We start from the raw sequence: 17,983 nt of genomic DNA on the forward strand, positions 1-17,983 counted from the left end.
ACCCACTTATTAGTTTCGTCTAATTTATTTTACCACTCTGCTGAACGGATACATTCTAACTGAGAGCAAAGCACACTTACATCATTTAATACCTTCAGTGGCTCCCCTAGACTATGTTCCACTTTTGTCTCATTTTACTTTCATAATATTGCTTAACATTGTAACTCCACTAACCGTTTTATACATGTAGCTTAACACTATTTTAATAATTTATTAAGAAAGTTTAATTATTAATTATAGTATTTAATAAAATAAATAGACTCTTTTACATTTCATCTGCAAGAATCTTTTCCTTAGTTTGTAAATAAAGATTTTCTGAATCTAATTGCCGCAGGTTACGTTTAGTAATATAATCTCATATTAAATAAAACTTTACCTAAGTTTATGCCAGACTCTACGTTAGTTTTAACAACTACTCTTATATTCTTCATCTTTACGTTGTCACTTTTTTTAAAAAAAATGATATTTGGATCAACAAACAAGAAGATAATAAAATCCTTCAGAAAAATTGCTCAGCAGATTAATGCGCTAGAGCAAGAAATGCAGAGCTTATCTGATGAGGATCTTGCTAGTAAAACTGCGGAATTAAAACAAGAACTAAAAAATGGAAAAACACTAAATGACCTTCTCGTACCTGCATTTGCGGTTGTACGAGAAGCATCACGAAGATTCCTTAACATGAGGCATTTCGACGTTCAGCTAATTGGTGGCATGGTTCTCCATAATGGCATGATATCAGAAATGAAAACAGGAGAAGGAAAAACACTAGTCGCAACTTTAGCTGCATACCTAAATTCTTTAGAAGGAAAAGGTGTGCACGTCGTAACTGTTAACGATTATCTTGCAAAACGAGATACAGAGTGGATGAGTAAATTATATAATTCTCTTGGAGTTTCTGTTGCATTTATTACAAATAATTTGAAAGATGACGAGAGAAAAAAGGCTTATAGAGCAGATATAGTATACTCAACAAATAATGAACTTGCCTTTGATTATCTACGAGATAATATGAAATTTTCTCAAGAAGATATGGTTCAGAGAGGCTTCAATTATGCAATAGTAGACGAAGTAGACTCCATACTGATTGATGAAGCGCGTACTCCGCTCATTATTTCTGGCCCACTTGAGGAAAATGATCAGATATATAAGCACATCAATAAAATAGTAATCAAATTAGTTGATTCTGACTATGAAGTCGATGAAAAGAGTAGAGCAGTGTTCCTCACTGAAAATGGCATTTCACGAGTGGAGGAATTACTAAAATCGTATAACCTCATTCCTGGAAATTCCTCGCTCTATGATACTGGCAACATTATACTGACTCATTATATAGATCAAGCACTTCGTGCACATAAGCTGTTTACTGCTGATAAAGATTATATAGTGAAAAACGGTAAGGTGGTAATTATTGATGAGTTTACTGGGCGCATGATGGAAGGTAGGAGATATTCTGATGGTCTTCACCAGGCACTGGAGGCAAAGGAGAATCTTGAAATTCAGCATGAAAGTCAAACTTTAGCATCAGTCACATTTCAGAACTACTTTCGTATGTACAACAAACTTTCTGGTATGACAGGAACAGCAGCAACAGAGGCAGAAGAATTTCGTGATATATATAGATTAAATGTAGTAAAAATTCCAACTAATGTGTCTGTTAAAAGAATAGATGTTGATGATGAAATTTATGGCACAGAAAAAGAAAAATTTAATGCTGTATTGAAGTTTATAGCGGAATGTCACAAACGTCTTCAACCAGTGCTTGTTGGCACTGTGAGTATTGAAAATTCTGAAAAACTTTCCGATCTTTTGAAAAGTCATTCCCTTAAGCATTCAGTATTGAATGCTCGTTATCATGAACAAGAAGCGTATATAATAGCGCAAGCTGGAATACCAGGCAGCATTACTATAGCAACAAACATGGCAGGACGTGGAACTGATATTCAGCTTGGTGGAAATGTTGAAATGATTGCAAAAATAGAGCTCGAGAAAATAAAAAATGCTGATGAAAGAGAAAAAAAATATCAAGAAATAGTAGAAAGAGTAAAAAAAGATAAGGAGATTGCTATAAAAGCTGGTGGCTTATGTGTTATTGGAACCGAAAGGCATGAAAGCAGGAGAATAGATGATCAATTACGTGGACGTTCTGGCCGCCAAGGTGACCCCGGACTTTCTCAGTTCTTTCTATCACTTGAAGATGATTTAATGAGGATATTTGGTTCTGATAGAATGAGGAATTTTTTGCAAAGAGTGGGACTAAAGAACAACGAGGCTATTCATCATCCATGGATTAATAAAGCACTTGAAAAAGCACAGAAGAAAGTTGAAGTTAGAAATTATGAGGTCCGGAAGTCTTTGCTAAAGTTTGATGATGTAATCAATAATCAACGTAAAGTTATTTTTAAGCAGAGAAATCATATTTTAAACAATGAAATCAATGATTTAGTTGAAGTATATAGTGAAGTAAATGAGGATATAATAGAAGGTATAGTACAAAGTGGTTATTACGAAGATTATGTTCAAGATATTGCAAAAGAATTCCACATAAGATACGGGATAACGCTTAATCTAGAAGAGTTTTTCAATAAGCAAGAAGCCTTGGATTATATAAATGACAAGATACAAGAATTTTTTACTGAGAAAGAAAAATATTTCAATAGTCAACAAACTACAGATTTATGGAATACGATAGTTAAACAAGTGATGATCATGACACTTGATCATTTATGGAGGGAGCACCTTTCGGTCTTAGAGAGCCTAAGACAAAGCATAAATTTGCGTGCCATGGGGCAAAAAGATCCACTGAATGAATTTAAACGCGAATCTTTCTTAATGTTTGAGTCGATGCTTGAAAAGTGGAGGGAGCTTACCATTCACCGCCTAGCGCACTTTAAGTTGATAGACAATCAAGAAATAGGCAATAGGTCACGCTCTACTAAAAATAGCAGACTTCCAAAAGTTTCAAGAAATGACAAGTGTCCTTGTAACTCTGGAAAAAAATACAAACACTGTCACGGTGCAGTTGCCGTAGTGAGTTAGTTGTTGCAAGCACATTATATCTGCTATAGCTAACCGAAGTAAGACCTGCTCGAGCACTCTGAAAGACAAAATAAAAATAGCCGAATTAATATTGGGCCAAAAGTTTTGTAGAGACTTTCTTATGGCGTGCTTGATCAGAACTTCTCAATCGGATTTAAATCTCACTTTTACCCACAAATAAAAAAGTGAGTAAGATGGATACCAAATAAATTTGGGATTAAAATGAGTGAAGTAAGTACAAATGTGCAATATACTGATGGCTTAGGGAATAAATGGCTGGAAAGAGAGTTAAAGCGCGTTAATTTAGAAGATTGTAAATTAAAAACATGATATAAATGAAGTAACAGGGAAGATAACTCTACCCACTATAGGAATAGAGTTATCACGGGCGTGTGGGACCGAAAACCAATTGGTATTACAACCGTTTGTATCAAGGTACACTAGCCCTATCTCTCGATACGTTTGAATAGTTGTTTGGGAAATATATATACGCCCGTTTACAATCTTAAATTAACTAAAACTATCGAGGCTTATTGTGGTTACATCTTATCAAAATTTTATTGGCATTGACATCGAAAAATTTAAAAATGTTGCTGCAGTTTACAACCAAAATAACATTATCAAGTTCGACAATAATGCTGATGGTTGGCAACTGTTGTTTAAAAAGTTTTCAGATATCTTACCTAATTCTTTGGTAACTTTAGAAATACAGGCAAATATGAGCTTGGTTTATCACATTTTCTTGTTGGTAAGAATATTGGAGTACATCAAGCAAATACTCGAAAAGTAAAAAGTTTTATCTTGTCTCACAGAACTTTTGTCAACTTCTCTTGTTTCATCGTCAAACTTTACTACTTTTTTAATATCAGCCACAGCACTTTCAAGGTCAATCGCAACTTTAACTGGAGCTGCAAGCGTTAGCCCTAGCCCAATAGTCTCTATAATTTGTGACTTAAAATGTGCTTTGCTTGCTAAAAAACTTTGGTGACTACGTATTGCATACCCAAGCTTACCATACTTACCTTTTAGCACTTCAATAGAAGAACCAAGTTTATATTGATCACTTACTAATGACTTAATATTTCTTTCACTTTTCCTTACTTCTTCATTAAATGAATGCAAAGCATCTCTCTTTTTTAAATATTCTTCTTTTGCTTTTATTGCGGAGGTTTTGGCCTTGTCAAATTCTGCTGTTAAAGTTTGCTAGGTTTCTCTATTGCCTTCATTTGTTTAGCTAAAGATTTTACTTGATCTTCAAAGCCTTTCCATGACCTCTTGCTAGTCAAAACATCATGACCCAACTTCTTAAACTTTGATACTGATTTTAAAGATGAGTCAAGCTTTCTTATATTCTCACCAAGACGAGTAAGTTGACTACTACTGCCTTTTATTACAGTACTGAAACTACCATCTAAGACTGCTCCGATTTTTATAGATAACGTTGACATTGTACCTTCCTCGCTGCTTTATTCCGTAAGATAAATTCATTAATCTCCATATCAAGTATTTGTTCAACCCCTCCTCCTATAACAGAACTGAACATTAATACTTCTAATCTCAAGTTTTTTGGATAATCGATGAAACAAAATCCTTTAATACCTCTTGAATTTTCACATAATCAGCAATACCTAACTCTTCAATTGCTTCTTTTGCAACTGATATCAAATTGGCAGTCAAAGTTACTCCTTACTTAGATCACTACCATGAATGCGTTCTATTGCCAAATAGTCTCTAACTTTTGGACGTCTAATGGTAAGTTCTGAAACAGAAATTCCATCAATTGTTATTGGGTTATTAAGTATTATAGCTTGCATACTTCTCCTGAAAAAGTTAATTAAATAAAAGTCTATATCGGCTTTTATATAACTAATTTTTTTACTATAGTTTTTGTGTTTGATTAACGATCCTTCATACTAAATTTCTCAATATAAAGATGATAGTAGGGTTTATTTTTCCTTAACTTGAATTAATTCTTGAACTTCATCGACAGAAAGACCTGTAGACTTGACAATAGTGCTAATATCAACATTATTAGTTAACATCGCTTTTGCAACTTCAATCTTTCCTTCTTTTTTGGCATCACCAAGCTTTTGAGCAAGAACAGCTTGTTCATCACGAATACGCTTGGTCTCCTGTTCATATGCTATAAACTCTTTTTCTGATCAGTTAAATCTGTTTAGCTCTTCAGACGCTCTTTTAATTATTAGATCACTTCCTATTATTCTCTCTAGCTCTTCTTCACTAGTTTCATCTGCATACCTAAAAAAGTAGACCCACTTTTCAACTATATTTGAAAGCTGATCTTCTTTAGTTTTGGAAAATTTAGGCAGTTCAATAAATACAAAATAAAAATCTTTTAGATCGCGCTCATTAGTATCTTCATCACGAATAGTGTGTTTTGATTTATACTCAGACTTATCGGAAAATAGTATACAATCTGCTATAGCAATAAAGACAATTTCCTTAAGGTCATGGTATAGTAAGTTTGTAGTAATGGGCAGCAACAGTACACTTCAGCTTTGCTTTTTCAGCAGGTTTCCAGCTACCAAAGTCAAATTCTTTGAATATGCCTCTGAGGTTGATAATTACTCCTTCAATATCATTACTTCCACTGCCTTGTAATCCGCCCCTTAGCGTCAAAGAAACTGAATTTCCATTTATCAACCCAAATAGCCGAAAGAGCTCTGTATCATATTCAGAAAGAGTGAAATCTGCTTCAAGTTTCTCCATGCCCACATCAATATTTATTGGAATATCCATACCACCAGCTCTGTATTCTTCAGTTTTTATGGTAAACTTTGGCAAGGTTATTTCATCAATTTTCCCTGCATAACCACGACCATCAACAAATACGTTAAAATTTCTCAGTATTTTCGGTAACACTTTGCTTTCTCCTAACTTATATTTACGAGATGAGATCTGAATATTATTTGTTCTGCCGGATATGGTGGTGTAAATTCGAAATTAAAATATACTTTCCCGCTTGCAATATTTGTTGGTGTATTGAGCTCTGGAGTTGCATAACATTTTCCGCTAATAATCGCTCCTTGTACTTTTAAATTGGCCAAATAAGAATTCACCCCCTCAATCACATCATCTATATAAGTTTTGGTGATATTGCGATCAACTGCCCATAAATGAGCTCGAAGTAGACTATCGTTGATTAAATCTGACAGTTTAAAAAAGTAAGTTATAAAATAATAAAAGAAAGGAGTGTTAGAAATGAATACAATACAAACAAAAATATTAAAACCAAAACTAGGTTTATTAGAGCTAGCAAAACAGCTCGGGAATGTATCTCAAGCGCAAAGTAATGGGATATTGAAGAGATACGTTTTATAGATTCAAGGAGTTATACGAAAATGGAGGAGAAGAGGCGTTACATGAAATCAGTAAGAAAAAACCGCTATTTGCAAACATAGTTTCCGAAGATATAGAAAGAGCAGTAGTAAATATTGCAACATAATTTCCAGCATATGGACAGCAAAGAGTTGCAAATGAGCTGAGAAAAGAGGTATCCGAAGGTGGTTGTATAGGCTAAGAAACGACATTAAAACGTTCAAAAAAGACTTAAAGCCCTTGAAGCGAAGGTTGCACAAGATGAAATAATTTTAACTGAAGAGCAACTTGCAGCTTTAGAGAAAGTGAAAGAATAAAGATGGTGAAATTGAAACACTGGTTATTTGGGTTCTCAAGACACTTATTATGTAGGCAATATCAAAGGTATAGGAAGGATCTACCAGCAAACTTTCATTGATACCTATTCAAGGGTTGCTATGGCAAACAGACAAAACTGCAATCACTGCTGCAGATCCTCTTAATATACCATTCTTTGATGGATAAAATGTGACATTATCACACATTTTGACTGATAGGGAATGTGGCAAACCAGAGAATCATGCTTATCAGCTTTATTTGGGAATTGAAAACATTGATCATTCAAGAACTAAGGCCAATTCTCCATAAACTAATGGAATATGCGAGAGGTTTCATAAAACTAAGCAAGATGAGTGTTACAATATTATCTTTAGAAAGAAAATCTACAGCTCTTTGAAAGATTTGCAGATTGATGTTGATCATTGGCTGCGTTCTTACAATGAGACAAGGCCTCATTAAGGCAAATATTGCTATGCCTATGCAAAATTGTCTTGATAGCAAACAAATTGCTTTTCAGAAAAATATTAGCAACATTAAACAAAAGACTGATATTAGTTTTCAATTCTTCTGTAAGTTAATTCTCACCTGTCAGATTAATTTGTGTCTAGCACATATTAACTGCACTAACTTACTAATACTTAAGTATGGGGATACAGAAACATATACATGTTGACGCAATTCTACCTCTCTACTTGATTATTTGCACATACTTCTTGTACAACTTCTTTAGCTTTCTGTCCAATATCTCCAACTAATACTGGATATCGATATTTTGTTATCCACACTATGTGATACATATACAGAGTGACTGCTTTTTCTATAACGTTCCACATTCTTTGAGATTTTTCACCTTAAAATTATATTCTTAAAAGGATGGACTTTAAGTCCAGGGTTTTTCTCCTAAATTTGGGACAATAAAATCTAACGTGACTTCGCGCCAAATGTGATGCTGCTCAGCAGGTAAGCCAATTAACGGGCTACATTTATATACTGCACGCATTGCATTATCTGCTGCTGATCTAAAAAGAGGATCATTTTGATAAGAACTACTATCTGCTACGTTGGCTACAACGATCTCGCCTTTACTAGATAATAATAAGTTAATTTTTATACTAAAACTTTCTTTATAAACTATGCCCTCAGGAATGCTCCAACACTCTGTCAGTTTATCCCTTATAGAATTAATAATTTCTGTTACAGCCAATTCATCATCTTTGTTCTCAATATTTTTCTTATCTCTTATTTCATTTTTCACCTCTTTAATGTCTTCTCTTAGTTTTCTTTCTACACCCTTTTTTCTTTTGGGAATTGGAATATCCTCATCAATTTCCTTTATTTCAATAATTTGCCTCGGTTGTACTAACTCAACTAATTCTTTTTTTCTTTGTGGTATAGGAATAACTGACGAATCATCCGTTTGGGCTTTCATTGAAAAAAGCAAAAAACAACATAGAAACAAAAGAAGAATATAATTAAAGTAGAGAGGGCGCATATGTTAAGCAGCTTATTTTACTGGTTTAAAGCTAATATTGCACATAAAGTCAATATATTTCAGTTGACTTAAACTCAAATTTGCTACATTAATTTTATCATATCTATAATATCATATGGTCAATATACTCTAAATGAGATGGAAAGATGAAGGTGTTATTATAGCTGTTAAAAAATACGGTGATAAAAATTTAATTCTTTCTCTATTTACAAAAAATCATGGAAAGTGCAGAGGATTAACTAGGTTAACAAACAATAGCAATTATAAGTTTCAAATAAGTAATCTATTACATACAGAATGGAGTGCTAAGCTACCTGAAAATCTAGGTTTTTTAAAGTGCGAATTGATTGACTCTCCATTTCATCATTTCTTTCAAGATAGGTTAAAAAGCATTGCTATTGTTTCTTTCTCGTCTATATTAGAGAAAGTGCTTCCAGAAAGTGAATCCTGCATCAAGTTGTATGATAATTTTAGACACTTCATCGATGTAATAAAACATAATAGCCAGTTTTGGCGAAGTCATTACCTTAACTTAGAGCTTCTGCTTCTTACGCAACTTGGATTTAAGTTAGACCTATCAAAATGTGCTGTAACAGGTGTGAAAGAAAATCTACAGTTTATTTCTCCAAAAACTGGTAGAGCAGTGTCAAAAAAAGTAGGTGACTGTTATGCAGATAAATTACTACCTTTTCCACAGATGTTGCATGATGTACACAATAACAACCTACAAAATAGCTACTCATATCAAGAATTCAGACTAGGGTTAAAAATTACAGGGTATTTTTTAAATAAATATCTATTTCTCCAGTTAAATGCGAAATTTCCGGAGTTGAGAAATTTTATGCTATTATTTGAATCTTAGTTACTACTTATTTGAAAGAACTTCAACCAGCAACCACTCTATTTCTACCACTGTTTTTTGCTTTATATAAATATTTGTCAGCACGTACTATAAATTTTTTAACATCATCAAGGTCAGATCTTTGCATTGCTGAAACTCCAATGCTCACAGTTACATTATGGGTTGTATTTTTACCCACAAGTATAAAAGGTTCTTTGGCAATAATTTTCCTTATTCTCTCTGCAATAGTATACGCATCTGATACATTGGTATCTGGCATTACAACAACAAATTCCTCACCACCAAACCTAGCTAATAAATCTGTCACTCTGATATTTTCAGAAATTCTTTTCTGTATTTCCTTTAAAAGTTCATCTCCAGCATTATGCCCAAAGTTATCATTCACCATCTTAAAATAATCTATATCAAGTATCATAAGAGATAAACTTCTATCTTTTTCCACAGAATCCTTAACAATATTTCTTAAGTGTGCATCAAAATATCTTCTATTATAACAGTTAGTTAATGGATCCTTTATAGACATTTCTACATTATTAAATAAATTCATTCTCAAGGCATCTTGATACCTTTTGCGTTTCACTTGCAAATTAACCCTAGCTATTAATTCACTCTCATCTAAAGGTACTGTTAAATAATCATTAGCACCTACATCAAGTGCCTTTACTAAATTGCTTTTATCATAATCTTCAGAAAGGATCAGAATTGGTGTATAACGTGTTTCTACTTTACTACGAAACTTAGAACACAACCTTAGGCCATCAGTTTTTGAAAACTGCATGTCAGAAATAATCAGGTCGTAATTATCCTTAATACCAACCTTTAATGCTTCTTTTGGATCGTGCAGTATTTTAATTGATCTGAAGCGTTGCTTTAGAACATTGTGTATCTGCTCTGCTTGAAAGGTGTCCTCATCTACAACAAGTATGTTAGCATCAAAAATCTGATTAGAATAATCCATAATACTGCTTTCTGCTACTCCACCAATCTCAGCATTAGTTTCTCCTCTCAAGCACAACTCATCTATTATCATCTTTAAGCGCACAAGAGACTTAATTCTTGCAGATAAAGCAGTTTCATCTATCGGCTTAGTTAGAAAGTCATCCGCACCAGCATTAATTCCTTCCACTCTATCATGAGTGTCATGCAGCGCAGTTACAATAATTATTGGAATATAAGTCGTTAAGGGATCATTCTTTAGCTTCTTACAAACCTCAAAACCACTCATTTTTGGCATCATGACATCAAGTAAGATAATATCTGGCTGCTGTTCCGCTACTAAATCTATCGCCTCCTCGCCATCATAAGCTACAACAACTGTATAGTACTCTGCTTTTAGCTGAGCCTCCAAAAGCTTAACATTAGATGGTATATCATCTACTACTAGGATTTTTGCTGTCATTTTTTGTGCTATCTACATTGTAAGTAGGATAAAGCTTGCCATCTTCACCAATTATGTAATTGACTTTTTCAACGTTATTCCCTTCATATAATTCTTTAATTCCGGTATCCTTCAACAATCTCCTAACTCTTGATTTTACAACCCAGAAATACCTATATATATCTTTAATAAGATTAAGAAATACGGGTACTTTACTTTTATCAAAAACAATTATACTCACTAAAGCTACAACTAAAATTTCTGAAAGACCTATATTAAACATTTTTCCTATGAAGCAAGTACTTTAACTCTCCTGATTATGAGTATTAATTTACTTAAATCAAGTTTATAAGCAACCATCTCATCTAAAAAGCTATTGTAACTCTCTATATAATCCTTATCACTAAGAGCCCAAGTTTGAACCTTATCTACATGATTATCAGTAGTTTTTATAACTTTAACAGCTATCTTATGATGATAATTGCTTAAATCATCTAATAAATCATTAATTAAGCTGCGATCCCAATAAGAAGAATGGCTTTTAATCTTGACAGCAATTGTTCTAATCATATCAAACCTTAGCAGAGACTTTAATTTAAAGTATATTCTACCAGCTTCAAAGATTGATAAAGATGTCTGTTCAGCAACAGATATAATGTCCAGCGCATAAATAAGAATACGTAAATCAGCAACCTTTTTTGCTAGATCTTTATTTATGTTAAGCTCTACCAAAGAGATCAATCTATGATTATAGATCTTTAACAGGCGATCATCTAAAACATCATGGCCTAAAGTTTCAATTGTACCCCTAAATTTTGTAACATCATCTAGTTCTGTAAGATTAAGTTGACCAAGATTTTTTACTAACCAAAATGACACCCTACCAATAAATTTTTGTACATTTCTCACTATTTGTAAATACAAATCGACATCAATTTTGCCGTCCAATTCATCAATTTCATGCCAAAGGCTATTTAAATTATATAGGTGATTCACAACAATATATATGTTAACTGCTTCATGTACTCTAATTCCAGTACTCTCAACCAAGTTATTAATAAATATACAGCCAATCTTATTTATTACATCATTTGCAATGCAAGTAGAAATAATTTCCCTGCGAAGTTGGTGTTTCAATATGTAATCCTTAAATTTTGTTACCATCTTTTTAGGAAAATAACCTAGCAAGTAGTTATGAGATATAAGATCTTTTTCAGACAGATCGGAATGTATAATTTTATTTTTTATTTCTGTTCTAGCATAAGACATTAGAACAGAGAGCTGAGGAGAACTGAAACCCTCTGCACCAGTTAACATCCTTGCTATCTCTTCTTCAGTTGGAAGAAATTCTACGCTTCGGTTTAACAGCCCAGATTTTTCTAAACTGAGTAATAATTTATGGTGCTCCTCCAACTTTTCTTTAGCTTGCAAGCACTCAAGAAGCAATGCTTTTGTTTCAATCCTGTTATGATTTTCAAGTACCTTAGATGCAACTTCGTCTATCATGCTAGCCAGTATTTCATTCCTTTTTTCCAAGGAAATTCCCCCTTCTTTCATAATTGCAACAAAAGCAATCTTGATGTTAACTTCAAGATCAGAACATATTACTCCTGCTGAATTATCAATAAAATCTGCATTGATATACCCACCTATTTTAGCGTATTCTACCCTTCCAAGCTGCGTGCAACCAAGGTTGCCACCCTCTATAAACATAGAAGCTCTAATATCATGACCGTTTACTCTTAATTCATCATTTGCTTTATCGCCAACCATGCCATGGCTTTCACTTTTTGCCTTAACAAAGGTGCCAATTCCTCCATTCCATATGAAATCCACTTTTGCTTTGAGCAAATATCGAATCAAATCATTTGGAGATAACGTATCTTCCGTTATATCAAAGCACTTTTTCATTTCTTGAGAAATTTCTACTTGTTTGCTACTACGTTCAAATATCCCGCCACCATGAGAAATCAAATCTCTATTGTAATCTATCCAAGTGGAAAACGGTAATTCAAAGAGCCGTTTACGCTCCACGAAACTCTTTTCCGCATCAGGATTTGGATCAACAAAAATATGAATATGATTAAATGCTCCAATTAAACTCATATTTCTTGAAAGCAGCATGCCGTTCCCAAATAGATCGCCAGCCATATCTCCAATTCCAATAACAGTTGTATCCTGGTAAATATCCTTATTCATTCTCCAAAAATGGCGTTGTGCTGCAACCCATGCACCTCTTGCTGTAATACCCATCTTTTTGTGGTCATAACCTGCTGATCCACCAGATGCAAATGCATCTTCGAGCCAAAAGTTATATTCAGAGGATATTTCGTTTGCATAATCAGAAAATGAAGCAGTGCCTTTATCTGCTGCAACTACCAAATATGGATCATCTTCGTCATACCTAATCACATTTTCTGGTGGAGTTATTTTGCCATCAACTACATTATCAGTAATATCAAGCATTCCTCTGATGAAATTCTTATAGCATTCAACACCTTTCTCCCTTAAAATGTTTTTGTCTTTATAAACTTGCTTTATTACAAACCCACCCTTTGCGCCAACAGGTACAATGACCGTATTTTTTGTCATCTGGGCTTTCATGAGTCCCAAAACTTCAGTGCGAAAATCTTCCGTTCTATCCGACCATCTCAAACCACCACGAGCCAACTTCCCTCCTCTTAGATGTATTCCCTCAAAAAGGTTTGAATAAACATACAATTCACGGTATGGGCGCGGGTCAGGTAAACCATTTATTTTACTTGAATCAAATTTGATAGATAAGTATGGCTTATCATCTTGATAATAACTGGTTCTCAAAATTGCCATTATCAAGTTAAATATCGAACGCAAAACGTAATCATGTGAAACGTTGCTGATCTCTTTTAGTAGTTCTTCAATTTTTTCCTGGAAAATGTTAGTAGTTTCTGCTCTATCAATATCTATATTAGGATTGAATCTTGCACGAAATAGCTGTATCAGATATTTCACTATTTTTGGGTACTCTGAGACCACTTTTTGGATATATTCTGGGTTATAGTTAAATAACGTCTGCTTTAGATAGGCACTTAGCACCCTAATAAGAAGCACTTCCTTCCATTTGAGCCCAGCAATAATGATCAAACTGTTGAAATAGTCATTTTTAATTTCCTTGTTGAACACTTTTGCAAGCGTTATTTCAAATTGCTCTTTCAGAGTAATGTCACTTATTAACTCATCGACTCTTGACAACACAAAGTGGTGTATCCATACTCCACCATTGATTTCTATCAAATAACCATTATGAGATAGAATTTTTGCTCCCAAATTCTTAGTAATTTTTAATATCTTTGATAATTCAAGACCACCATTGCTTGGAGTATAAACTTTTAACTGATAGTTAAGATTGTCACAAGTAAGTCTCAAATCAACCTCACTTACCCCTTTCTTCCTTACTATCTCCAATTTTTTCATGTCGTAATATGCATCATGAGGTTCAAAATTCTCTTGATAGCTTGCAGGAAATGCATTGGAATAGCGGATGAATACACCCTCAACAGTGCTAAAAGTATTATATAAATTGTCTATAAAACGATCTTCCCACTTTTCCGTAATGTTTCTTAATTTGTTTTCGATACGCAAAACTTCATAATCAAGAACGCTGGCATTTTTGGCCCTTAGTACTACATGTAATTTCATCAGATCATATTCATTGATAATGTGATTGTTATAAATATCTGAACTTCCTGCACTTGTTTCATCCTTCAATATATCACGTATCTTGAACATTAGCCTAGCGCTAGCATAACGCATCGGTATCAGCACTACGCAACTAATAAAGTTCCCTAGCTTTCTCAAAAATAACTTGACTCTTGGTCTAATCGCAAGAGACATGATCGAGGTGCAAGTTTCAAATAACTCGTCTTCATTTGATTGGAATAATTCATCACAAGAAAATGCCTGTAAAATGGAAATTAAAGCTTTATTGTTATGGCCACCAGGAACAAATCCTGCCTTTTTTTCTATTGTTGTAACCTTATCCTTTATTAACGGAATAGTTCGAATATCTTGCACTTCTGCTATAGAAGTAAATAGCCCAAAAAAATGCTGTTCCCTTATTACATCACCCTGATCATTAAATTCTTTCACCCCTATACAATTCATATAGGTACGCCGATGAACTATTGAGATTAGGTCTGATCTTAGTATGTACAAAGAATTCAAGCTTTCAGAAGAAATTGATGAATTTTGATATTCTTCACTTGCTCTCATTAACCCGAGGCTCTCCTTACCACTTAGAGCAAGCTTTCCTTCTTTATTAGCAATGTATTCTTGATAACCTAAAAATACAAAATTGTTATTTTTCAACCAAGCTAGAAAATCTCTGCCTCCAGCATCCAATGCCGGATGCTCAAGAAGCTTCTTGAGCATCAATTGCCAGTCCTTTACAACGCAGTTAACTGCTTTTAGCGTCTTTCGTAGAGATTCTTCTAGTGAATCAACAAAGCTACCACTTATGCCTTTAATAATTACATATATTACTGACTCTTTGATTCCATTGCTTTCTTCCAAAAGATGAATTTTATCTATTAGGCTATTTTTTCTTTGAACATTAATTATGCTGTTACTATAATAGCATATAGTTAAACCGTGTGACTTAATAGTGGAAATGACAGAATCCACTAAAAAGGGCATGTCATAATTTGTGATTTTAATTATAGTGAAATTGCCTTCTATTCCTGAAATACCATTTACATTACTTACTGCCAATTTACTTTCTTCTTTTTCTTTTTTAAGAATGAAGTTGTATGCATCTTCTGCAATGTATAAAAGAAATTTATCGTTGACTTTTAGGTCACTATTATAAACAAAATTATAAAAGTACTGTATAAACTCTTTAATTTTTTCTTTCTCTTTTTTATTCCCTTGATCAACTAGCTTAAATAAAGACTCAACATTAACATTATGGTTTATACACATTTTTCAAAACAAAAATACACAGCGAATCTAGATCTTTTTAACTAAGATTTCGTTACCGGAAGTATACACTATTAGCTCATCTCCTTCTACTATTTCCCCCGATAAAACTAACTTAGCTAGATTATTTTGAATGCATTCTTGTATTACCCTTTTCAGAGGACGCGCTCCATATTCAGGGTCATATCCAGTTTGTGCTATTAGTTCTTTAGCTTCTTGCGATAAACTAATACTCATTTTACGCTTAGCGAGCATCTTTTGTAAATAAGAGAATTGAACATCTATAATTTTATTAATGTCATCTTTGGTTAAGCTATGGAATATAACAATTTCATCCAGTCTATTTAAAAATTCTGGACGAAACGCTGACTTAACTATTTTCATCACCTCATCTTTCACAGATTCGGTAGTTCCTCTTAGCATTATCTCAGAGCCAAGGTTAGAAGTTAAAATCAGTATGGCATTGCGAAAATCAATTAATTTGCCATGGCTATCAGTGAGTCTACCTTCATCCAAAATCTGCAGTAATATATTAAATATATCTGGATTTGCCTTTTCTATCTCATCAAACAAAATTACCTGATATGGTCTTCTCCTTACTGCTTCGGTTAATCTGCCACCTTGTTCATAACCAACATATCCTGGAGGCGCACCAATTAACTTTGAAACGGAGTGTTTTTCCATATACTCTGACATATCAAAGCGTAGAAGTGCTGATTGATCATCAAACAAAAATTTGGCAAGAGATTTTGCTAACTCTGTTTTTCCAACTCCGGTTGGACCTAAGAATAAAAATGAACCAAAAGGTCGATTAGTATCCTGAACACCAGAACGGGAGCGCCTTACTGCATTACTTATCGCTTCAATTGCATCTCTCTGCCCTATTACTCTTTTTCCTATTTCATTTTCCATGTTAAGGAGCTTTTCCTTTTCACTATGCATCATGTTATCAACTGGAATTCCTGTCCATTTTGAAACAATATTTGCAATATCACTCTCAGTAACTTCTTTCTTTAGGAAACTATCAGTAACTTTTTCCTGATTTTTTAACTCATTTTCAAGTTGAGGAATTACACCATACATCAACTCCCCTGCCCTTCCTAAATTTCCATTGCGCTGAGCCAATTCTAGCTCTTTCCTCGCGTTATCCAATTTTTCAGCAGTTTCTTGTATTTTAGCTATTTTATTCTTTTCCATCTGCCATCTACTGCTTAAGTCAGCAAATTTACTGTTTAGACTCTCAATTTCCTCATTTATCTTTTTTAAACGTTGCTTAGAGTCTTCATCACTTTCTTTTTTCAAAGCCTCTGACTCAATTTTCAGCTGTATAATCTTTCTTTCAAGCTCATCAACAACCTCAGGCTTGCTGTCCATTTCAATTCTAACCCTACTTGCTGCTTCATCAATTAAATCGATCGCTTTATCAGGTAAAAACCTATCTGTTATATATCTATTAGAAAGCGTTGCAGCAGCGATTATTGCACCATCTGTGATTCTAATACCATGGTGCACCTCATACCTCTCCTTCAAACCCCTCAGTATTGAAATAGTATCAGTCTCAGTAGGTTGAGAAATAAACACAGGCTGAAAACGCCTTGCAAGCGCAGGGTCTTTCTCTATATGTTGACGATACTCATCCAAAGTTGTAGCCCCTATACAGCGAACTTCTCCACGCGCAAGAGCAGGCTTGAGCAAATTTGAAGCATCCATCGCACCACTTGTCCCTCCTGCTCCCACTAAAGTATGAAGCTCATCTATAAATAAAATAACTTTTCCCTCTGCTTTTGAAATCTCATTAATCACTGCTTTTAGTCTCTCTTCAAACTCCCCTCTAAATTTTGTTCCAGCAATTAATGAGCCAAGATCCAAAGCTAAAACTTTTGCATCACGCAAACCAAGTGGTACATCATTTGCAACAATTCTGTTTGCTAAACCTTCAACTATTGCAGTTTTTCCAACACCAGGTTCACCTATCAGTACTGGATTATTTTTTGTTCGCCTCAACGATACCTGCATAGTTCTTCTGATTTCCTCATCACGACCAATTACAGGATCAAGCTTACCTTGCATAGCAAACTCTGTAATATCTTTTGTATACCTCTTTGATGCATTTAATTTTTCCTCGCTATTTGGAGAGTCTGCACTACCACCTTTTCTCATTTCTGCAATAACTGAATTTAATTTTTGCGGTGTTACACCACTTTCTGCTAAAATTTTACCTACAATTTCATCTTTTTGTGCAGCAAGGCCTTGCAACAACCGCTCAACAGTAACAAATGTGTCTTTATTTCTCCTCGCAATACCAATTGAATCATCAAAAACTTTTGCTACCCCTCTTGAAAGCTGAAGTCCACCACTACCTGGTCCTCCAACCACCGGAAACTTTTTAATTGTACTACTCACAGCATCAGAAATATTCTTAATATTTCCACCACAAGTGCCTATCAAATCCTGAACTAAACCTGACTCATCTTCAAGCATTACTTTAAGTAAATGTTCAGGCATAAAAATCTGATGCCCAGCTCCCAATGCTTTCATTTGAGCGCTCTGGATTAGGCTTTTTGCTTTTTCGGTAAATTTATTCAAGTCCACAATGCAAATT

Annotated in this window: 7 protein-coding genes and 8 pseudogenes; 4 read left to right on the forward strand and 11 right to left on the reverse strand. The window is 34.1% G+C overall.

The genetic code is table 11. From position 1 onward, the window contains the following. The first annotated feature begins 384 nt into the window (after positions 1-384). The gene (gene secA / locus wTKK_RS00215) at positions 385-3,036 is read left to right on the forward strand and encodes a preprotein translocase subunit SecA (RefSeq protein ID WP_407511477.1); all 2,652 of its coding nucleotides are present in this window, start codon (positions 385-387) and stop codon (positions 3,034-3,036) included. Positions 3,037-3,571: 535 nt separating this feature from the next. Further along, a pseudogene (locus wTKK_RS00220) lies at positions 3,572-3,852 on the forward strand (IS110 family transposase); the annotation flags it as partial. On the opposite strand, the pseudogene wTKK_RS06195 reads toward wTKK_RS00220, so the two are convergent. From wTKK_RS06195 to wTKK_RS00250, 5 pseudogenes are all read right to left on the reverse strand, one after another. Then, positions 3,853-4,484 (reverse strand): annotated as a pseudogene (locus wTKK_RS06195) (phage tail tape measure protein); the annotation flags it as partial. A 109-nt stretch (positions 4,485-4,593) separates the two neighbouring features. Further along, a pseudogene (locus wTKK_RS00235) lies at positions 4,594-4,850 on the reverse strand (phage tail assembly protein). A 132-nt stretch (positions 4,851-4,982) separates the two neighbouring features. Then, positions 4,983-5,513, reverse strand: a pseudogene (locus wTKK_RS00240) (Rpn family recombination-promoting nuclease/putative transposase); the annotation flags it as partial. Then, a pseudogene (locus wTKK_RS00245) lies at positions 5,512-5,919 on the reverse strand (phage major tail tube protein); the annotation flags it as partial. The pseudogenes wTKK_RS00240 and wTKK_RS00245, both read right to left, overlap by 2 nt. Positions 5,920-5,930: 11 nt before the next feature. Continuing rightward, a pseudogene (locus wTKK_RS00250) lies at positions 5,931-6,215 on the reverse strand (phage tail sheath C-terminal domain-containing protein); the annotation flags it as partial. Positions 6,216-6,258: 43 nt separating this feature from the next. Between wTKK_RS00250 and wTKK_RS00255 the strand changes: the two are divergent. Further along, positions 6,259-7,216: pseudogene (locus wTKK_RS00255) on the forward strand (integrase core domain-containing protein); the annotation flags it as partial. A gap of 89 nt (positions 7,217-7,305) precedes the next feature. On the opposite strand, the pseudogene wTKK_RS00260 reads toward wTKK_RS00255, so the two are convergent. Then, a pseudogene (locus tag wTKK_RS00260) lies at positions 7,306-7,524 on the reverse strand (transposase); the annotation flags it as partial. Between the two features lie 49 nt (positions 7,525-7,573). Beyond that, positions 7,574-8,122, reverse strand: coding sequence for a hypothetical protein (locus wTKK_RS00265; protein ID WP_407511479.1), 549 nt, complete (start codon positions 8,120-8,122; stop codon positions 7,574-7,576). Positions 8,123-8,318: 196 nt separating this feature from the next. Here wTKK_RS00265 and recO point away from each other — a divergent pair, with 196 nt between their 5' ends. Further along, on the forward strand, positions 8,319-9,047 hold the full coding sequence (gene recO, locus wTKK_RS00270; protein WP_407511480.1) for a DNA repair protein RecO: 729 nt from the start codon (positions 8,319-8,321) through the stop codon (positions 9,045-9,047). Positions 9,048-9,069: 22 nt separating this feature from the next. Here the strand turns inward: recO and wTKK_RS00275 are convergent, their stop codons facing one another. From wTKK_RS00275 to clpB, 4 genes are read right to left on the reverse strand one after another with little or no spacing between them, the layout of a single operon-like run. Beyond that, positions 9,070-10,446 (reverse strand): PleD family two-component system response regulator, encoded by a 1,377-nt coding sequence (locus wTKK_RS00275; protein WP_407511481.1) that lies wholly within the window; start codon positions 10,444-10,446, stop codon positions 9,070-9,072. Further along, positions 10,418-10,708: a Sec-independent protein translocase subunit TatB gene (gene tatB / locus wTKK_RS00280; RefSeq protein WP_407511482.1), complete on the reverse strand. Its 291-nt coding sequence runs from the start codon at positions 10,706-10,708 to the stop codon at positions 10,418-10,420. Before tatB ends, wTKK_RS00275 begins: the two co-directional genes overlap by 29 nt. 5 nt (positions 10,709-10,713) lie before the next feature. After that, positions 10,714-15,384: an NAD-glutamate dehydrogenase gene (locus tag wTKK_RS00285; RefSeq protein WP_407511483.1), complete on the reverse strand. Its 4,671-nt coding sequence runs from the start codon at positions 15,382-15,384 to the stop codon at positions 10,714-10,716. A 27-nt stretch (positions 15,385-15,411) separates the two neighbouring features. Continuing rightward, the gene (gene clpB / locus wTKK_RS00290) at positions 15,412-17,973 is read right to left on the reverse strand and encodes an ATP-dependent chaperone ClpB (RefSeq protein ID WP_407511484.1); all 2,562 of its coding nucleotides are present in this window, start codon (positions 17,971-17,973) and stop codon (positions 15,412-15,414) included. Positions 17,974-17,983 lie beyond the last annotated feature (10 nt).

It is taken from the genome of Wolbachia endosymbiont of Trichogramma kaykai, assembly GCF_045765165.1.
In the GTDB taxonomy this organism is placed as follows: domain Bacteria; phylum Pseudomonadota; class Alphaproteobacteria; order Rickettsiales; family Anaplasmataceae; genus Wolbachia.

Excerpts from the sequence above, each read along its gene's own strand:
- secA (WP_407511477.1), top strand. The coding sequence starts at position 385 with ATGCCAGACTCTACGTTAGTTTTAACAACTACTCTTATATTCTTCATC.
- wTKK_RS00265 (WP_407511479.1), bottom strand. The coding sequence starts at position 8,122 with ATGAAAGCCCAAACGGATGATTCGTCAGTTATTCCTATACCACAAAGA.
- recO (WP_407511480.1), top strand. The coding sequence starts at position 8,319 with ATGAGATGGAAAGATGAAGGTGTTATTATAGCTGTTAAAAAATACGGT.
- wTKK_RS00275 (WP_407511481.1), bottom strand. The coding sequence starts at position 10,446 with ATGACAGCAAAAATCCTAGTAGTAGATGATATACCATCTAATGTTAAG.
- tatB (WP_407511482.1), bottom strand. The coding sequence starts at position 10,708 with ATGTTTAATATAGGTCTTTCAGAAATTTTAGTTGTAGCTTTAGTGAGT.
- wTKK_RS00285 (WP_407511483.1), bottom strand. The coding sequence starts at position 15,384 with ATGTGTATAAACCATAATGTTAATGTTGAGTCTTTATTTAAGCTAGTT.